Source organism: Streptomyces sp. SLBN-31 (genome assembly GCF_006715395.1).
GTDB lineage: Bacteria > Actinomycetota > Actinomycetes > Streptomycetales > Streptomycetaceae > Streptomyces.
In genome coordinates, this window is the sequence record NZ_VFNC01000002.1 from 1,308,837 (window position 1) to 1,326,160 (window position 17,324).

A 17,324-nucleotide genomic window follows, 5' to 3' on the forward strand; every position below is an offset into this window, starting at 1 on the left:
AACCCGCATATCGTCACAATCTCGGCATATTTTCAGCTTGTCGGTTCCAGTTGGGCATCCCGGCGTACGAGCGCCGCGTACCGGCCGTCGCGGTCGAGCAGTTGCTCGTGCGTGCCCCGCTCGGCCACCCGCCCGGAGTCGAGGACCACGATCTGGTCGGCGGCGCGGACGGTGGACAGGCGGTGGGCGATGGTCAGCGTGGTGCGGTTGGCGGACAGGGCGTCGATCGCCTCCTGGACGGCCGCCTCGGTGCGGGTGTCGAGGGCGCTGGTCGCCTCGTCGAGGATGAGCACCGGCGGATCGCGCAGGATGGTGCGGGCGATGGCCAGGCGCTGTTTCTCGCCGCCGGAGAAGCGGTGGCCGCGCTCGCCCACGACCGTGTCGTAGCCGTCGGGCAGTGCCGCGATGTGGTCGTGGATCTGGGCCGCCTTCGCCGCCGCGTGCAGTTCCTCGTCGGTGGCGTCGGGCTTGGCGAAGCGCAGGTTGTCCGCGACGGAGGCGTGGAAGAGGTACGTCTCCTGGGAGACGACGCCGACCGCGCGGGCCAGGGTGTCGAAGTCGAGGTCGCGCACGTCCACGCCGTCCAGGGTGACCCGGCCGCCGGTGACGTCGTACAGGCGCGGGACGAGATAGCCGAGCGTCGACTTCCCGGCGCCGGTGGGACCGACGACCGCGAGGCTGCTGCCGGCGGGTACGGAGATGTCGATGCCGTCGAGGATGGGGGCACCCTCGTCGTCGTAGCGGAACTCGACGTCCTCGAAGCGGACCTCGCCCTTGATTTGGTCGAGGTGGACCGGCTCGTCCCGCTCGGTGATGTCGATGGGCAGGTCCAGGTACTCGAAGATGCGCTGGAAGAGCGCTAGCGAGCTCTGGATCTGCACGCCGGTCGACAACAGGCTCACGGACGGCCGGAACAGGCCCTGCTGGAGCGAGACGAAGGCGACGATCGTGCCGATGGAGATGTCGGGGCCGCCGGCCTGGAGCGCGATGCCCGCGGTCCAGTAGATGACGGCCGGCATGGCGGCCATGACGATGGTGATGACGGCCATGCGCCAGCGCCCGGCCATGTTCGACCGTACTTCGAGGTCGACCAGGCCCTCGGACTCCTCGGCGAAGGACTGCGTCAGCGAGTCGGAGCGGCCCATGGTGCGGCCGAGCAGGATGCCGCTGACGGACAGCGACTCCGTCACCGTGGCGGCCATCGCGGCCATCTGCTTCTGGCGCTGCGTGGTGATCTTCTTGCGTTCGTTGCCGACGCGGCGGCTGATCCAGACGAAGACCGGGAGCAGCAGCAGGGAGACGAGGGTCAGGCGCCAGTCGAGGGCGACCATCGCCACGATCGTGGCGACCACGCTGGTCACGTTGGAGACCAGGGAGGTGGCGGTCGAGGTGACGGTCGCCTGCATGCCGCCGATGTCGTTGGCGATGCGGGACTGCACCTCGCCGGTGCGGGTGCGGGTGAAGAAGGCCAGCGACATGCGCTGCAGACGGCCGTAGACCGAGGTGCGCAGGTCGTGCATGACGCGCTGGCCGACGGTCGTCGAGATCAGCGTCTGCAGCACGCCGAAGACGCTGGTCAGCACGGCGCTGACGATCATGCCGAGCGCGAGCAGGCTGAGCAGACCGGTGCGGCCCTGCGGGATGGCGACGTCGAGGGTTGCCTTCAGCAGGAAGGGCGTGGCCACGGAGACGAGGGACGCGGCGCCGACCAGGAGGCCGACGACCGCCAGGCGTCCCCGGTAGGGACGGAAGAGGTTCAGGATGCGGCGCACCTGCCGGGGTTGCTCCTTGGCGTCGGCCGGCGGTGTCCAGCGGGGTTCTCGATCGGGATGCATGGGCTCCTGCGTGAGGTGAGGGAACGGTGAGGGTGAAGACTGGCGGAGCTTAGCTCATTGTTACCTATACTCACAATGAACTGCATCCTGATATTGTTCCCTCCATGACCACCCCCGATCCCGACGGCCTGCTCGCCGAGCAGCTGCTGCGCTTCACCCGCCGGGTCCACCGCATCCAGAAGCGGCACATCGAGCAGTGCGGCATGGGCGTCACCCCGGCCCAGTCCCGGCTGCTGCGCACCCTGGCGCACTACAGCGCACCACCGCGCATGGCCGACCTCGCCGAGCGCCTGGAGGTGGTCCCGCGCGCGGTGACATCCCTGGTCGACGGCCTCGAGGCGAGCGGCAAGGTGCGCCGGGTGCCGGACCCCACGAATCGCCGGGTGATCCGGATCGAGCTCACGGACGACGGCCGCAAGGCGCTGCGCGAACTGCGGGGCGCGCGGAGGTCGGCCGCGCAGGAGATCCTCGCGCCCCTGACGGAGGAGCAGCGCGAGGTGCTGGGCGAGTTGCTGAACATGCTGGTGGACGGGGCGGCGGAGGGGGGCGGGCACTGCGGGTAGCGGGCGGCTGCGGGTCGCCTCGTGGCTGGTCGCGCGGTTCCCCGCGCCCCTTTCAGGGACATGCAGTGGTCCCACCTCTAGGGGCGCGGGGAACCGCGCGATCAACCCCCACGCACCCGCAGCCGACGCTCCCGCCCCGCACTGGCCTCAACAGTCGTTCCGGTCCTCCGTCAGCACCCCCTGGACGGCCGTGAGGGTGCGGTCGTAGCAGCCGCCGACCCCGTACAGCCGATACCGCTCGCTCGTCGTGCCGACGGCATGGCGCTGGTCGCGCGGCACGTTCAGTGTCCAGGCGGCGTCGCCGGACACGGTGTCGTCGAGACGCGACCAGATGGTCCGCCGGCCGCCGACCGCCCCCGCGACCACGGCCCGGTCACCGAGCGACAGCACGGTACGCAGCCGGTCGTTGGCGCCGATCGTGATCGAGCCGTCCATGGTGTACGTCCGGTGCGTGGCCGTCGTGCGGGCCGGGCCCCGGCCGTCGACGGTGACCGACTCGTCGTCCGTCCATGTGGCGTCGAGCGAGTCCGTGTTCTCGCCGTCGGTCCACACGTGCTCGGAGGTGTTCGCGAGCGAGCGGCTGACGGTCGTCGTCACCCGGCCGTGAGAGGTGTCCAGATAGCCGGCCACGGTCAGCCGGTGACCGGCGTCGGTGTCCACTCGCTCCGGCGAACCGGCCGTATAAGTGGAGGAGTTGGCGAGGTCGCCGACCTTGTGCACGGTCAACTTGCCGGTCACGTGGGAGCTTTTCGCGTCCTGCCACACCAACACGTCGACCGGCGCGCTCCAGCCGCTCTGCCCCTCGGGCACGCCGACGACCCAGACGTCGACGCGGTGCGGCCGGCCGTCGTTCAGGAGCCCGGCGAAGGGCGTGAGGTCGTACTCGATCGGCTTGACGTCGAAGGCACGTGGGCCCGGAACGACGTACCAGAGGAAGGGATTCGACCAGCCGCCGGTCCACACGTGCGGGAACGGCGCGGCGATTCCGGCCAGTTGCCCGTCCACCTTGATCTGGACCTCACGGTAGGGCCCGCCGTCGGCCTGGCAGGAGTACGGCGCCTTGTCCGGCACCGCCAGATACCAGAACTCCTCGCAGCCGCCGCCCGATCCGGTGGCGTACACCTCGGCGACGATGCGTTCGCTGTTGCGCGGGGTGGTGAGGGTGTTGTCCTGCCCGAGGGTGAGGACGCGGTCCGGGACGGCGGCCGGTTTCCCGGCGTAGAAGGTCAGGGTGACGTTGACATCGATCACGCCGGTGTAGGTGTCGTCGACGACGTTCCCGATGAGCATCTCGACGTCCTGCGGGCGGCGGAAGGTGTCGCTGTAGCGCGTGACGTCCTTCTCGACGGACCAGGCGATGCCGTCGGGTGAGGGCTCGGGCGTCGAGGTGCGCAGGATCTCTACCCCGCCGACGTGCAGATAGCCGAGCCGGTCGTACTGCCGGCCCTTGACCTTGCCGTCGAGGCGCAGCACCACCTTGCTCCAGCGGTCGCCGCAGCCCTTCGGCGGGGAGTACGTGCCCCGGTACGGGGTGAAGTCCCGGAACTGCGTCTCGGCCAGGGTGACTTGGCAGGACGTGCCGGACGGCTTCCCGACGGGCGGCGCCGCGGTCACCGGGTCGTGCCAGTCGGTGCCGAACTCGGCGGGGACGTCGGCGGACTGCGCCGGAGCGGCCCCGAGGACGGTGCTCGCCAGGAGGATCGCTCCGGCAAGCATGGACATGACGATCCGTCTCTTCATGGCCGGTGTTCTACGGCGAGTCGGCACCGCGTGGCAATGACGCCTCCGGCGCGGAGACTAGCTTTCCAGGTCGGCTCTGTCCCCCATCACCACCACCGGGTGCCGGTCCGGGTCCAGCGTGCGCAGCAGGTACTCCATCGCCGGCCTGGACAGGCTGACGCAGGCGGAGGTGCCGCTGCCGTGGTCCATGTGCAGCCAGATGCCGCCGCCCTTGGACTCGCCCTCGGGCCGGGCCGGGTCGTTGGGCGGGGTGCCCTTGACTCGGTTGTAGTCGATGGCGATGACGTAGTCGAAGTCGTGCCAGTGCGACTCGGCCCACCAGCGCGGGGCCGCGAAGGACGCGTCCCGCGTGTACGGCAGCCGGGCCCCGGGGTCCGGCAGGACGCCGCCGGCGTCGGTGAGGGTGAACACGCCGACGGGGCTGCGCCGGTCGCCCTCGTGGTGGTCGGCCGTCCAGCCCTTCTTGCCGTTGTGCGCCGGCCAACTGCGCGTCTCCTGCCAGGCCGAGCCGCGTTTCGTGTACAGGACGACCTTCGAGTCGGGCGCGTCCCTGCCCTCGCCGTAGACGGCGACGACCTGTCCGGTGTCGGCGGGAATGCGCCGTCCCAGCCGCTCGCCGACGCCCGGGATGCCGCGGTGCGCGGGGGTGTCGGCCGCTTTTCCGGCGGCGCCGGTCCGTCCGGTCCGTTGCGGGGGCCGGCCGTGGCGGGCGTCGCCGCATGCCGCCAGTGCGGCGAGAAGTGTCCCCGTGGCCACCAACGCGATCGCCGCGCGCGGCGCACCGTTCATTCGCATCGCCCCATTTTGTACGGCGGCGGGGAAAACCGTTTGCCATTGACCACGCTGCGAGGCGAACCTGTCACGGTTTGCTGCCGCCGAACGCGGTTTCCACCCACCCTTGACACGAGCCACTGGGACGCAGTCGTCATGCAGATCCAAGACCTTCCGTATCCCGATCCGGGTGTGCCGGACACGCGCTCGGGTCCCCGGTTCCTGTGGTGGCTGGGCCGCAACCAACTGGGCGGCCAGTTCAAGTCCCTGGCCTGGGGGCTGCTGCACTTCGTGGCCGTCTCCGCGCTGCCGTTCTGCGTGGGCCTCGCCGTACAGGCCGTGGTCGACCGCTCCGGCCGCCGACTGGCCCTGACCGGCGCTCTGTTGCTGCTCGTCGGCGTGTGCGTCGCGGTGGGCGACACCTTCCTGCACCGCGCCGCCGTCACCAACTGGATCACGGCCGCCGCCCGCGTCCAGCAGCTGCTCGCCCGCAAGGCCGCCGTGCTCGGCTCGGCCCTGACCCGGCGGGTGGCGGCCGGTGAGGTCGTGGCCGTGTCCACCGGTGACGTCGAGAAGATCGGCTGGTTCGTGGAGGCCGTCTCCCGGTTCACCGCGGCGGCCACGACCGTTGTCCTCGTCTGCGTGGCCCTGCTGGTCTACCAGCCCACCCTCGGCGCGGTGGTCGCCCTCGGCCTGCCCCTGCTGGCGGTGGCGGTGCTGCCGCTGCTGCCCCGCGCCACCCGTCGGGCCGACGTCCAGCGCGAGAAGGCCGGACGGGCCACGGAACTCGCCTCGGACACCGTCGCAGGCCTGCGCGTGCTGCGCGGCATCGGCGGCGAGGAACTCTTCCTCGACCGCTACCGCCGTGCCTCCCAGGAAGTCCGCCACGCCGCCGTGCGCAGCGCCCGCATGTGGTCCCTGATCTCCGCGATCCAGGTCCTGCTGCCGGGTCTGCTGCTGATCGCCGTCGTCTGGTACGGCGTCCATCTGGCCCGGCAGGGCCGGATCACCATCGGCGAACTGGTCACCGTCTACAGCTCGGTGATGGTCCTGACCTATCCGCTGCGCCACTTCGAGGAGATCGCGATGGCGTACTCCTTCTCCCGGCCGTCGGCCAAGCGGGCGGCACGTGTGCTGTCGCTCGAGCGGGCCACGGACACGGGGGGCGCACGGCAGGGCGACGCACCGGCAGGCGACCTGTACGACCCCGCGACCGGTCTGCTGGCCCCGGCCGGCCGGCTCACCGCGGTGGTGTGCGGCGACCCGGACGCGGCGGGACTGCTCGCCGAACGGCTGGGCGGACACCCCGCCGAGCCGGGCACGTCGGTGCTGCTGGACGGGGTGCCCCTCGACGAACTGCCCCTGGACACCGCCCGCGCGACCGTGCTGGTCCAGGACAAGGACCCGGTACTGCTGTCCGGTTCGCTGCGCGAGCTGCTGGACGTGCCCGCCTCCGGTGCCGTCAGCGCGCGGGACGCGCTGGCGGCCGCCCAGTGCGCGGACGTGCTGGAGGCCCTGGCGCAGGGGTCGTTGAACGCCGAGGACCCGATGGACATCCGGATCACCGAACGCGGACGATCCCTGTCCGGCGGGCAGCGCCAGCGGCTCGCCCTGGCCCGTTCGCTGGTCACGGACCCCGAGGTGCTGGTCCTGGACGAGCCGACCTCGGCCGTGGACTCGCACACCGAGGCGCGGATCGCGGAGGGACTGCGCGCCCTGCGGCAGGGGCGTACGACGGTGGTCTTCACCTCCTCCCCGCTGCTGCTGGACCGCACGGAACGGGTCGTGCTCGTGCACGAGGGCGAGGTCGCGGCGATCGGCCTGCACCGCGAACTGGTGCACACCGAACCCCGGTACCGGGCCGTCGTGACCCGCGAGACCGAGGAAGAGGCCGCCCTGAACGGCGCGCTCGAGGAACTGAACGCACTGGAAGAGATCGAGGAGACAGCATGATCGGCGTGGCGCCACCGGCCTACGATCCGGCGGCCCCGACCACCGCGAACACCCTGCCCGTCGGCGCCCCGGCGACCGTACGCGCCTACGTGGCCGAGCTGTTCCGCCGGCACCGCCGTGCCTTCCTTGTCCTGATCGCCGTCAACACGGCGTCCGTCCTCGCTTCGCTGGCGGGCCCGTGGCTGCTCGGCGACCTCGTCGAGCGGGTGTCGGACGGCGCCCGGGAACTCCATCTCCCCCTCACCGTCTCGCTGTTCGTGCTGTCGCTCGCCGTGCAGGCCGTCTTCGTGCGGCAGGTGCGGCTGCGGGGGGCGATGCTCGGTGAGCGGATGCTGGCCGACCTGCGCGAGGACTTCCTGGTGCGGTCCGTCGGGCTGCCGCCGGGTGTCCTGGAACGGGCCGGCACGGGCGACCTGCTCTCCCGCATCACCACCGACATCGACCGGCTGGCCAACGCGATGCGCGAGGCCGTGCCGCAGTTGGCGATCGGCGTGGTGTGGGCGGTGCTGCTGCTCGGCGGTCTCGTCGTCACCGTGCCTCCGTTGGCGCCCGCCGTACTGGTCGCCGTCCCGCTGCTGGTGATCGGCTGCCGCTGGTACTACAAGCGGGCTCCCCACGGCTACCGCTCGGAGGCCGCCGGCTACGCCGCGGTGGCCGCCGCCCTCACCGAGACGGTCGACGCCGGCCGCACGGTCGAGGCCCATCGCCTGGGCGACCGCCGGATCGAGCTGTCGGACCGGCGGGTGCGCGAGTGGACCGCCTGGGAGCGCTACACCCTGTGGCTGCGGTCGGTGCTCTTCCCAGTCATCAACCTCACCCATGTGACGGTCCTCGCCTCGGTCCTGATGATCGGCGGCTGGTTCGTCCTACGGGGCTGGATCGGCGTCGGCCAGCTGACCACGGGCGCGCTGATCGCGCAGATGCTCGTCGACCCGGTGAACCTCATCCTGCGCTGGTACGACGAACTCCAGGTCGCCCAGGTCTCGCTGGCCCGCCTCGTCGGGGTCCGGGACATCGAACCGGACGCCGGGGAGGACGCGCTCTCCCCGGACGGGCGTGACCTCCACGCCGACCGGGTGCACTTCGGCTACCGCGAGGGCGTGGACGTGCTGCGCCAGGTGTCCCTGGACGTCGCTCCCGGCACCCGGCTGGCGCTGGTCGGCCCCTCGGGCGCCGGCAAGTCCACCCTGGGCAGGCTGCTCGCCGGGATCTACGCCCCGCGGACCGGCCAGGTCGCCCTCGGCGGCGCGGAACTGTCCCGGATGCCCGCCGAACGCGTCCGCTCCCACGTGGCCCTCGTCAACCAGGAGCACCACGTCTTCGTGGGCTCCCTGCGCGACAACCTCCTGCTCGCCCGGACCGACGCCGACGACGCCGAGCTGTGGGCGGCGCTGGGCGCGGTCGACGCGGACGGCTGGGCCGGGGCGCTGGACGACGGTCTGGACACCGAGGTCGGCTCCGGCGGCCTCGCGCTCACCCCGGCCCAGGCCCAGCAGATCGCGCTGGCCCGCCTCGTACTGGCGGACCCGCACACGCTGGTCCTGGACGAGGCGACGTCCCTGCTGGACCCGCGTGCGGCCCGGCATCTGGAGCGCTCCCTCGCCCGCGTCCTGGACGGGCGCACGGTGGTCGCCATCGCCCACCGCCTGCACACCGCGCACGACGCGGACGTGATCGCCGTGGTCGAGAACGGCCGGATCAGCGAGCTCGGCAGCCACGACGAGCTGGTCGCCGCCGAGGGCGCCTACGCGGCGCTGTGGCGGTCCTGGCACGGGTGAGACCCGGGCGGGGGGCTGCTGGGCGGAGCGTCGCGGGGCGGGGGCCCGCCGGGCGGAGCGTCGTGGGATGGGGGGCGGGCCCGCCGGGCGGAGCGTCGTGGGATGGGGGGCGGGCCCGCCGGGCGGAGCGTCGTGGGATGGGGGCCCGCCGGGCGGGATGCGGCCACGGGGTGGGAGCCCGCGGGGCGGGGGCTCGCCGGGCGGGGGCTCGCCGGGCGGAGCGTCGCGGGATGGGGGCCCACCGGGCGGGATGCGGCCACGGGGTGGGAGCCCGCGGGGCGGGGGCTCGCCGGGCGGAGCGTCGCGGGATGGGGGCCCGCCGGGCGGGATGCGGTCACGGGGTGGGAGCCCGCGGGGCGGGGGTCGCGGAGCGGGAGTCCGCCGGGCTGGGGTCGCGGAGCGGGAGTCCGCCGGGCTGGGGTCGCGGAGCGGGAGTCCGCCGGGCTGGGGTCGCGGAGCGGGAGTCCGCCGGACGGAAGACCGAGGGACGGGAGGTGCGGGGGCGGGAGACCGCCAGACGGTAGCCGCCGGACGGAGGGTCGCGGGGTGGGAGCCCGCCGGGCGGGGGCCACCGGACGGGGGGCGCGGGGCGGGGGCCGTTGGGGGGTGGGGCCGCCGCGAGGGCGCTGGAGGTGCCGAGCCGGCCCGGTGCCCGTGGTCCACGGCCCGCTCGGGCCGTGGCGTTGCGCGGTGCCGAGCGACAGTGGAAGTCTGGATACCGGCACCGGCTCGGGGAACGCCCCGAGGACCTTGCGGTCCGCACGGGCACGGCCTGTGCTCCGCGCACCGGCGGCCCGACGCCGGGCCTGACCGGAACGGGCCCGTCCCCAGCACCTGGAGGTACCCCGTGAACAGCGCCGAGGGATGGGGAGACGACGTCTACCAGCCCGACGGATCCGACCAGCGGGAGGACACCGGGCTGCTCGACTCCGAGGACACCCTGGAGTACGACGGTGTCGACGACCCCCTCGACCGGGGCTGGTCGCCGCCGGACCGCCCCTGGGCGGTGGAGCGTGCCGACGTGACGGCGGCGGAGCGGCACCATGGGGAGACGCTGGAGGAGCGTCTCGCCGAGGAGCTCCCGGACTTCGTCGCGCCCGACGGAGACGGACTCGGCGATGTCGACGGCACCGACGGGGAGCTGCTGGACAACGAGGTCGGTGCGGTGCGCTCCGGCCGGCTTGTGGCTCCCGACGAGGGGGCGCACGAGGACGAGGAGAGCGCCCTGATCGCCACCGACGTGGGCATCGACGGCGCCGCGGCCTCCGCAGAGGAGGCGGCCATGCACATCGTCGACGAGGATTCCCTCTACGGCTGACCTGTCCGCCGCCCCCACTGCGCACGAGGAGCACGTATGCAGCAGGACAAGCACCCCGACTACCACTCGGTCGTCTTCCGGGACCGCGCCGCGGGCTACGCCTTCCTCACCCGGTCCACCGCCACCAGCGAACAGACCATCGACTGGGACGACGGCGAGACCTACCCGGTGGTGGACGTCGAGATCTCCTCGGAGAGCCACCCCTTCTACACCGGCAAGGCGCGAACCGTGGACTCGGAGGGCCGCATCGCCCAGTTCGAGCGGCGCTACGGCGGCGGGCCGGGCCAAGGCCAGGGCGGCGACGGCTGAGGCCCGCGACTCCGTCCGCCCCGTCGGCCCCTCACGGTGAGGGGCCGGCTGCCTCAGATGAAGTTCAGGGCGGCCGCGCAGCCCACCCCGCCCAGCAGCATGAACACCGGCATCAGCACCCTCAGCTCGACCCAGCTGCCCGCCCGGAACCGCATGAACTTCGGCGGGCCGATCGGGTACCAGCGCTTGCGGCCGATCGGGATCGGCCACAGGATCGGGCAGCCGGACACCGTCAGCGCGTCCCCGATGTCGTGCACTATCGAGCCCAGCACGATCGGCAGCCCCAGCCACAGGTAGGCCTGGCCGGGCTCGGTGAACAGCCAGTGGGAGCCGTTGCCCGGCTTGTCCAGGACCCCGGCGAGGATCCAGGCGCTGGTCGCGGCCAGCAGCCAGACCAGGACGTCGCTGCTGGAGCCGCGCGCCGCCCGCCACAGCAGTCCCTCGATGGCCAGCACCATGTGCACGAAGAGGATGGCCAGCACCGCCCAGCGGCCACCGCTGACGGCCAGGGCGGACGCACCCGCACCGACAAGCACCGCCCACAGCCAGGTGTGGGTGAGCGTGCGGTGGCCGCCGGAGCGGCGCGGGTCGCCCTGCTTCCTTGTCGACTTGTAGACCGCATAGGACAGCTTGTCGACGATCTCGCACAGCCAGCGGGACAGGGGCCCGAAGGAGCGGGAGATGGTGGCCGCCTTGTGGTCCAGGTCCGGGGCGAGGGCCGCTCCGGCGCAGATCAGGGCACCGACCAGGAGGACCGGCCAGGGCATCGAGTGCCCGGTCGCGGCGGCCGCCGCACCGACGCCGAGCCAGGCCGCGGCCCCCGACAGTGAGTGTGCTGGTCCCATCATGGCCGTTGCCCGCCCCATTCTTAGTGTGCCGCTGTCCAGTTGACCGGGTGCGCTGACGCTCCGTCGGCGTCACAGCGTACTGCTCGTGATCTTCGCGGCAGCATCCGATTCCCCGATGCGGGAGGAGGCCAGGCAAGATGGGTCCGTGACACTCATCGATCAGCTGCCGCCGACCGCCGACCCCGACGCTCTCTACGAGGCCTTCGAGTCGTGGGCCCAGGAGCGCGGTCTGACGCTCTACCCCCACCAGGAGGAGGCGCTGATCGAGGTGGTCTCCGGCGCGAACGTGATCGTTTCGACGCCCACCGGTTCCGGCAAGAGCATGATCGCGGCGGGCGCCCACTTCGCGGCCCTGGCCCGCGACGAGGTCACCTTCTACACGGCGCCGATCAAGGCGCTGGTCTCGGAGAAGTTCTTCGAGCTGTGCAAACTCTTCGGCACCGAGAACGTGGGCATGCTGACCGGTGACGCCTCCGTCAACGCCGACGCCCCCGTCATCTGCTGCACCGCGGAGGTGCTGGCGTCGATCGCGCTGCGCGACGGCAAGGACGCCGACGTCGGCCAGGTCGTCATGGACGAGTTCCACTTCTACGCCGAGGGCGACCGGGGCTGGGCCTGGCAGATCCCGATCCTGGAGCTGCCGCAGGCGCAGTTCATCCTGATGTCGGCGACGCTGGGCGACGTCTCCTTCTTCGAGAAGGACCTCACCCGCCGTACCGGCCGCCCCACCTCCGTGGTCCGCTCGGTGACTCGCCCGGTGCCCCTCTCCTACGAGTACCGGCTCACGCCGCTCACCGAGACCCTCACCGACCTGCTGCAGACCAGGCAGGCACCGGTCTACATCGTGCACTTCACCCAGGCGCAGGCGGTGGAGCGGGCGCAGGCGCTGATGAGCATCAACATGTGCTCGAAGGAGGAGAAGGAGCAGATCGCCGAGCTGATCGGCAACTTCCGCTTCACCACCAAGTTCGGCCGCAACCTCTCCCGTTACGTCCGGCACGGCATCGGCGTCCATCACGCCGGCATGCTGCCCAAGTACCGGCGTCTGGTGGAGAAGCTCGCCCAGGCCGGTCTGCTGAAGGTCATCTGCGGCACGGACACGCTGGGCGTCGGCGTCAATGTCCCCATCCGCACGGTGCTGTTCACGGCGCTGACCAAGTACGACGGCAGCCGCGTGCGTACCCTGCGCGCCCGTGAGTTCCACCAGATCGCCGGCCGGGCCGGGCGGGCGGGCTTCGACACGGCGGGCTTCGTCGTCGCGCAGGGGCCCGAGCACGTCATCGAGAACGAGAAGGCCCTCGCCAAGGCCGGTGACGACCCGAAGAAGCGGCGGAAGGTCGTCCGCAAGAAGGCGCCGGAGGGCTTCGTCGGGTGGACGGAGAACACCTTCGAGAAGCTCATCGCCTCCGAGCCGGAGCCGCTGACCTCGCGTTTCCGCGTGACGCACACGATGCTGCTGTCGGTCATCGCCCGCCCGGGCAACGCCTTCGACGCCATGCGGCACCTGCTGGAGGACAATCACGAGCCGCGCAAGCAGCAGCTGCGGCACATCCGGCGGGCGATCGCCATCTACCGCTCGCTGCTGGACGGCGGGATCGTCGAGAAGCTCGAGAAGCCGGACCCCACCGGCCGCATCGTCCGCCTCACCGTCGACCTGCAGCAGGACTTCGCGCTCAACCAGCCGCTGTCCACGTTCGCGCTCGCCGCGTTCGAGCTCCTCGACCCGGACTCCCCTTCCTACGCCCTGGACATGGTGTCGGTCGTCGAGTCGACGCTGGACGACCCGCGGCAGATCCTCGTGGCCCAGCTGAACAAGGCCAAGGGCGAGGCCGTGGCGGCGATGAAGGCGGACGGCGTCGAGTACGAGGAGCGCATGGAGCGCCTCCAGGACATCTCCTACCCCAAGCCGCTGGAGGAGCTGCTCTTCCACGCCTACAACACGTACCGCAAGAGCCATCCCTGGGTGGGCGACCACCCGCTGTCGCCGAAGTCCGTCATCCGCGACATGTACGAACGGGCCATGTCCTTCACGGAGTTGGTGTCCTTCTACGAGCTGGCCCGCACCGAGGGCATCGTGCTGCGCTACCTGGCCAGCGCCTACAAGGCCCTCGACCACAACATCCCGGACGACCTGAAGTCCGAGGACCTGCAGGACCTGATCGAGTGGCTGGGTGAGATGGTCCGCCAGGTCGACTCCAGTCTGCTGGACGAGTGGGAGCAGCTGGCCAACCCGGAGGAGATGACGGCCGAGGAGGCCCAGGAGAAGGCCGACGAGGTCAAGCCGGTCACCGCCAACGCGCGCGCCTTCCGGGTCCTGGTCCGCAACGCCCTCTTCCGCCGTGTCGAACTCGCCGCGCTCGACCAGGTCGAGGAACTGGGCGAGATGGACGGCGAGAACGGCTGGGACGCCGATGCGTGGGGCGAGGCGATGGACAAGTACTGGGACGAGTACGACGACCTCGGTACCGGTCCGGACGCCCGCGGCCCCAAGCTGCTGGTGATCGAGGAGGCGCCCAAGGACGGCGTCTGGCGCGTCCGGCAGATCTTCGACGACCCGAACGACGACCACGACTGGGGCATCAGCGCGGAGGTCGACCTCGCGGCCTCCGACGCCGAGGGCCGAGCGATCGTCCGTGTCACCGATGTCGGTCAGCTGTGAGCCAAGGAGCGACCCACACATGACGAACCCGGCCGAGAGACTCGTCGATCTGCTCGACCTTGAGCAGATCGAGGTCAACATCTTCCGTGGCCTCAGCCCGAACGAGTCCCTGCAACGGGTCTTCGGCGGCCAGGTCGCCGGCCAGGCCCTGGTCGCCGCCGCCCGCACCACCGACGGCGAGCGCCCGGTGCACTCGCTGCACGCGTACTTCCTGCGTCCGGGCCGGCCGGGTGTGCCGATCGTGTACCAGGTCGAACGAGTGCGGGACGGCAGGTCGTTCACCACGCGCCGGGTCACCGCCGTGCAGCAGGGCCGTACGATCTTCAATCTCACCGCCTCCTTTCACAAACCTGAGGAAGGGCCCTTCGAGCACCAGCTGCCGCCGGCCCGCAAGGTCCCGGACCCGGAGTCCCTGCCGACGGTCACCCAGGAGATCCGTGAGCATCACGGCACGCTGCCCGAGCAGTTGGAGCGGATGTCCCGCCGCCAGCCCTTCGACATCCGCTATGTGGACCGGTTGCGCTGGACACCCGAGGAGGTCGAGGACGCCGAGCCGCGCAGTGCCGTGTGGATGCGCGCGGTCGGGCCGCTCGGCGACGACCCGGTCGTGCACACCTGCGCACTCACCTACGCCAGCGACATGACCCTCCTGGACGCCGTCCGCATCCCGGTCCAGCCCCTGTGGGGGCCGCGCAGCTTCGACATCGCGTCGCTGGACCACGCCATGTGGTTCCACCGGCCGTTCCGCGCGGACGAGTGGTTCCTGTACGACCAGGAGTCGCCGGTCGCGGTCGGCGGCAGGGGCCTGGCCCGCGGACGGATCTACGACGTGGAGGGCCGGCTGCTGGTGTCCGTGGTCCAAGAGGGTCTGTTCCGCCGGCTGTAGTTCACGCGTTCCTGCGGCACAGCCGGCCGAGCAGGCCGCGGGACCGTCGCTTCTCCGCGGCCGGCGGATGCTGGTGCGGTGCGGCGGGCGGGACGGGCGGCCGCTGTGGTCGGGCCGGCCTGTGGGCCGGAGCCGGACGGGGTGCGGGCTGGGCGGCCCGGGCCTCGCCGACCGCCTGTTCCAGATCGGCGCGGTACCAGGCGATCTCGTCGGGGTCCGTGGCTCGCAGGATTCGCTCGGCCACCTGTGCGGTGGGCGATTCGGGGGCGCCGTACGCCATGGGCCTGGGCAGGAACCGGTTCAGGTGAGCGCGCTCATAGGGGTCCGGCACGATCTCCGCGAGCTGGGCCGGATCGAGCAGCGAGGCGACGGCGGCCGCCTGTGCCCAGGGATGGGCCGCGCTCTGCCGCCGCAGGAAGCCCAGTTGCCGTACCCGCCAGTTGCGCGCCCGGACGTCCAGGCCCTCCTTCAGCTGTTCGCGCAGTCCCGGTGGTGTGCGCCCGCTCAGCAGGGACGCGTTGTTCTCGTCTGCCGCGAACTGCTCGAGTTCCTCGGCGAGATAGAGCCAGACCACGGCTCGATAGCGATTCAGATAGAACGTGACCGGCACGACGACACCGAGCCGGGCCAGTCGCGTGAACCGCCCGAGAGGCACGTCGAGCAGGCCGGCGCCTTCCTTGGTACCCACGGTCTCGACGCGTTTGCGCAGGGTCTCTGGAAAGCCCTCCCCGGCACGCAGCCGGTCGACCTCGTCGCGTGGGACGCGCCGTCCGCCACCGCCTTCGTCGGGGACGGTCCGGATGTGTCCGAGATGAACGGCGAGGTCGAACTCGCCTCGTTTCAGGCCCAGTTCCCGAGCCGCGCGGCTGGGCGTGCAGGTCGTGCGGGTAGCTGTCGTGACGATGGTGCCTGACATCGCTGGTCTCCCCCGTGGAGTCGGTGGTCCGCGCCGTCCGCGCGGCCTCGGAAAAAACCGTAGCCGTTTCGGCGGATCTTGTGGCGGCCTGTGGATAACTCCACGGGAGAGGGAGAACCTGCAGGTCAGAAGTCCTTTGCCGAGGTCGGGTCGAGCTGGCGCGCTTCGATGTCGAGGTGCTCGCCGACCCGGTTGACGAGCAGGGTCATCTCGTAGGCGATCTGCCCGATGTCGGCCTCCGCCGCGCTGAGCACGCACAGACAACTGCCGGAGCCGGCCGCGGTGACGAACAGCACGGCGTCGTCGAACTCCACCATCGTCTGACGCACTCCGCCCGCGCCGAAGTGGCGTCCTGAGCCCTTGGCCAGGCTGTGCAGTCCGGACGAGACGGCGGCGAGGTGCTCGGCGTCCTCCCGCCTGAGGCCCGTGCTCGCGCCGGTGACCAATCCGTCGTTGGACAGGACCAGGGCATGCCGCACCTGCTCCACCCGCTCGGTCAGATCGTCCAGCAGCCAGCCGAGTGTCTGGTTCTGCACCATGGTCGAAAACTCCCCGTGTGACGACTCCCCCTGGCCGGAGGATCTGCCCGTCAGCCTTCCCCACACCAGGCCCACGAGCAAGGAGGATGGGGGCATGGCACAGAAGATGACCGATGAGGAATGGCGGGCATTCGTCTCGTACGGCACCCGCACCGCGAAACTCTCGACCGTCCGGGCCGATGGGAGCCCGCATGTGACGCCGATCTGGTTCGTGCTGGACGGGGACGACGTCGTGTTCAACACCGCGAAGACCAGCGTGAAGGGGCGGAATCTGGCCCGCGACGGGCGTGCCGCGCTGTGTGTGGACGACGACCGGCCGCCGTACGACTACGTCGTGCTGCGGGGCCGGGCCCGGATCTCGGAGGACCCGGAGGAACTGCGGTTCTGGGCCACCCGCATCGCGGCCCGGTACATGGGCGAGGAGCGGGCGGAGGAGTTCGGGGCCCGCAACGGCGTACCCGGCGAACTCCTCGTGCGGATGGCGATCGACAAGGTGCTGGCGGAGAAGGCCGTCTCCGGCTGACCGTCCACCGGGCCCCGAGGGGGCGTCAGCCGACCGAGTCGAGCAGCCGGGCGGTGTGCATCCGCCCGGCGTACTCGACGAGCCGGATCAGCACCTCCTTCCCCGATTCGCGGTCCCGGGCGTCGCAGAGCACTACGGGCGTGCCCCGGTCCAGGTCGAGGGCGCGTGAGACCTCCTGGGCCGAGTACGTGCGGGCGCCCGTGAAGCAGTTGACGGCCACCACGAACGGGATGTGCCGGTGCTCGAAGTAGTCGACCGCCGGGAAGCAGTCGTCGAGCCTGCGGGTGTCGGCGAGGACCACGGCGCCCAAGGCCCCTTGCGCCAACTCGTCCCAGAGGAACCAGAAGCGGTCCTGACCCGGTGTGCCGAAGAGGTAGAGGGACAGGCCGGAGCGGATGGTGATGCGGCCGAAGTCCATGGCGACGGTCGTCGTGACCTTCTGGTCCACGCCACCGGTGTCGTCCACCGACTGACCGGCCTCGCTGAGCAGTTCCTCGGTGCGCAGCGGCTTGATCTCGCTGACCGCGCCCACCAGGGTGGTCTTGCCCACGCCGAACCCGCCGGCGACCAGTATCTTCAGCGCGAGCGCGGCCGTGTCGCCGCCCTGGGCGTCGGAGTGCCCGGACTGCTCGGGGTGTTCGGAGATCATCGCTCACTTCTCTCGGGTGTACAGCTTGGGGGGTGGT

15 protein-coding genes are annotated in these 17,324 nt (G+C 71.4%); 8 read left to right on the forward strand and 7 right to left on the reverse strand.

Going from position 1 to position 17,324, the window contains the following annotated elements:
- Positions 1 to 32: 32 nt before the first annotated feature.
- Positions 33 to 1,835, reverse strand: a complete 1,803-nt coding sequence (locus FBY22_RS25935) for an ABC transporter ATP-binding protein (RefSeq protein ID WP_142149828.1) — start codon at positions 1,833 to 1,835, stop codon at positions 33 to 35.
- A gap of 104 nt (positions 1,836 to 1,939) precedes the next feature.
- On the opposite strand from FBY22_RS25935, the gene FBY22_RS25940 reads away from it, so the two are divergent.
- A complete protein-coding gene (locus tag FBY22_RS25940) occupies positions 1,940 to 2,398 on the forward strand; it encodes a MarR family winged helix-turn-helix transcriptional regulator (RefSeq protein WP_142149830.1) in 459 nt (152 codons plus the stop codon).
- A gap of 147 nt (positions 2,399 to 2,545) precedes the next feature.
- On the opposite strand, the gene FBY22_RS25945 is transcribed toward FBY22_RS25940, so the two are convergent.
- Both FBY22_RS25945 and FBY22_RS25950 read right to left on the reverse strand, forming a co-directional pair.
- Complete coding sequence (locus FBY22_RS25945; RefSeq protein WP_142149832.1) at positions 2,546 to 4,138, reverse strand: peptide-N4-asparagine amidase; 1,593 nt, start codon at positions 4,136 to 4,138, stop codon at positions 2,546 to 2,548.
- Positions 4,139 to 4,195: 57 nt separating this feature from the next.
- Positions 4,196 to 4,933, reverse strand: a complete 738-nt coding sequence (locus FBY22_RS25950) for a L,D-transpeptidase family protein (RefSeq protein WP_142149834.1) — start codon at positions 4,931 to 4,933, stop codon at positions 4,196 to 4,198.
- A gap of 132 nt (positions 4,934 to 5,065) precedes the next feature.
- Between FBY22_RS25950 and FBY22_RS25955 the strand changes: the two genes are divergently transcribed.
- The 4 genes from FBY22_RS25955 to FBY22_RS25970 all read left to right on the forward strand — a co-directional run bounded on the left by FBY22_RS25955 (position 5,066) and on the right by FBY22_RS25970 (position 10,267).
- Positions 5,066 to 6,862, forward strand: a complete 1,797-nt coding sequence (locus FBY22_RS25955; RefSeq protein ID WP_142149836.1) for an ABC transporter ATP-binding protein — start codon at positions 5,066 to 5,068, stop codon at positions 6,860 to 6,862.
- Positions 6,859 to 8,640: an ABC transporter ATP-binding protein gene (locus FBY22_RS25960; RefSeq protein WP_142149838.1), complete on the forward strand. Its 1,782-nt coding sequence runs from the start codon at positions 6,859 to 6,861 to the stop codon at positions 8,638 to 8,640. The genes FBY22_RS25955 and FBY22_RS25960 overlap by 4 nt, the downstream gene beginning before the upstream one ends.
- 847 nt (positions 8,641 to 9,487) lie before the next feature.
- Entirely contained in the window at positions 9,488 to 9,958 is a 471-nt protein-coding gene (locus FBY22_RS25965) for a DUF5709 domain-containing protein (RefSeq protein ID WP_142149840.1), read from the forward strand.
- A gap of 36 nt (positions 9,959 to 9,994) precedes the next feature.
- Entirely contained in the window at positions 9,995 to 10,267 is a 273-nt protein-coding gene (locus tag FBY22_RS25970) for a type B 50S ribosomal protein L31 (protein ID WP_142149843.1), read from the forward strand.
- A gap of 53 nt (positions 10,268 to 10,320) precedes the next feature.
- Here the strand turns inward: FBY22_RS25970 and FBY22_RS25975 are convergent, their stop codons facing one another.
- A complete protein-coding gene (locus tag FBY22_RS25975; protein ID WP_142149845.1) occupies positions 10,321 to 11,115 on the reverse strand; it encodes a metal-dependent hydrolase in 795 nt (264 codons plus the stop codon).
- 145 nt (positions 11,116 to 11,260) lie between these two features.
- On the opposite strand from FBY22_RS25975, the gene FBY22_RS25980 reads away from it, so the two are divergent.
- Positions 11,261 to 13,774 (forward strand): RNA helicase, encoded by a 2,514-nt coding sequence (locus FBY22_RS25980; protein WP_142149847.1) that lies wholly within the window; start codon positions 11,261 to 11,263, stop codon positions 13,772 to 13,774.
- Between the two features lie 19 nt (positions 13,775 to 13,793).
- Positions 13,794 to 14,660, forward strand: coding sequence for an acyl-CoA thioesterase II (locus FBY22_RS25985; RefSeq protein WP_142149850.1), 867 nt, complete (start codon positions 13,794 to 13,796; stop codon positions 14,658 to 14,660).
- Between the two features lies 1 nt (position 14,661).
- On the opposite strand, the gene FBY22_RS25990 is transcribed toward FBY22_RS25985, so the two are convergent.
- The gene (locus FBY22_RS25990; protein WP_142149852.1) at positions 14,662 to 15,576 is read right to left on the reverse strand and encodes a DUF6397 family protein; all 915 of its coding nucleotides are present in this window, start codon (positions 15,574 to 15,576) and stop codon (positions 14,662 to 14,664) included.
- Between the two features lie 125 nt (positions 15,577 to 15,701).
- Entirely contained in the window at positions 15,702 to 16,115 is a 414-nt protein-coding gene (locus FBY22_RS25995; RefSeq protein ID WP_142149854.1) for a roadblock/LC7 domain-containing protein, read from the reverse strand.
- A gap of 94 nt (positions 16,116 to 16,209) precedes the next feature.
- On the opposite strand from FBY22_RS25995, the gene FBY22_RS26000 reads away from it, so the two are divergent.
- Positions 16,210 to 16,638 (forward strand): PPOX class F420-dependent oxidoreductase, encoded by a 429-nt coding sequence (locus FBY22_RS26000; RefSeq protein WP_142149856.1) that lies wholly within the window; start codon positions 16,210 to 16,212, stop codon positions 16,636 to 16,638.
- A gap of 25 nt (positions 16,639 to 16,663) precedes the next feature.
- Here the strand turns inward: FBY22_RS26000 and FBY22_RS26005 are convergent, their stop codons facing one another.
- Complete coding sequence (locus FBY22_RS26005; protein WP_142149858.1) at positions 16,664 to 17,287, reverse strand: ATP/GTP-binding protein; 624 nt, start codon at positions 17,285 to 17,287, stop codon at positions 16,664 to 16,666.
- Positions 17,288 to 17,324: the final 37 nt, after the last annotated feature.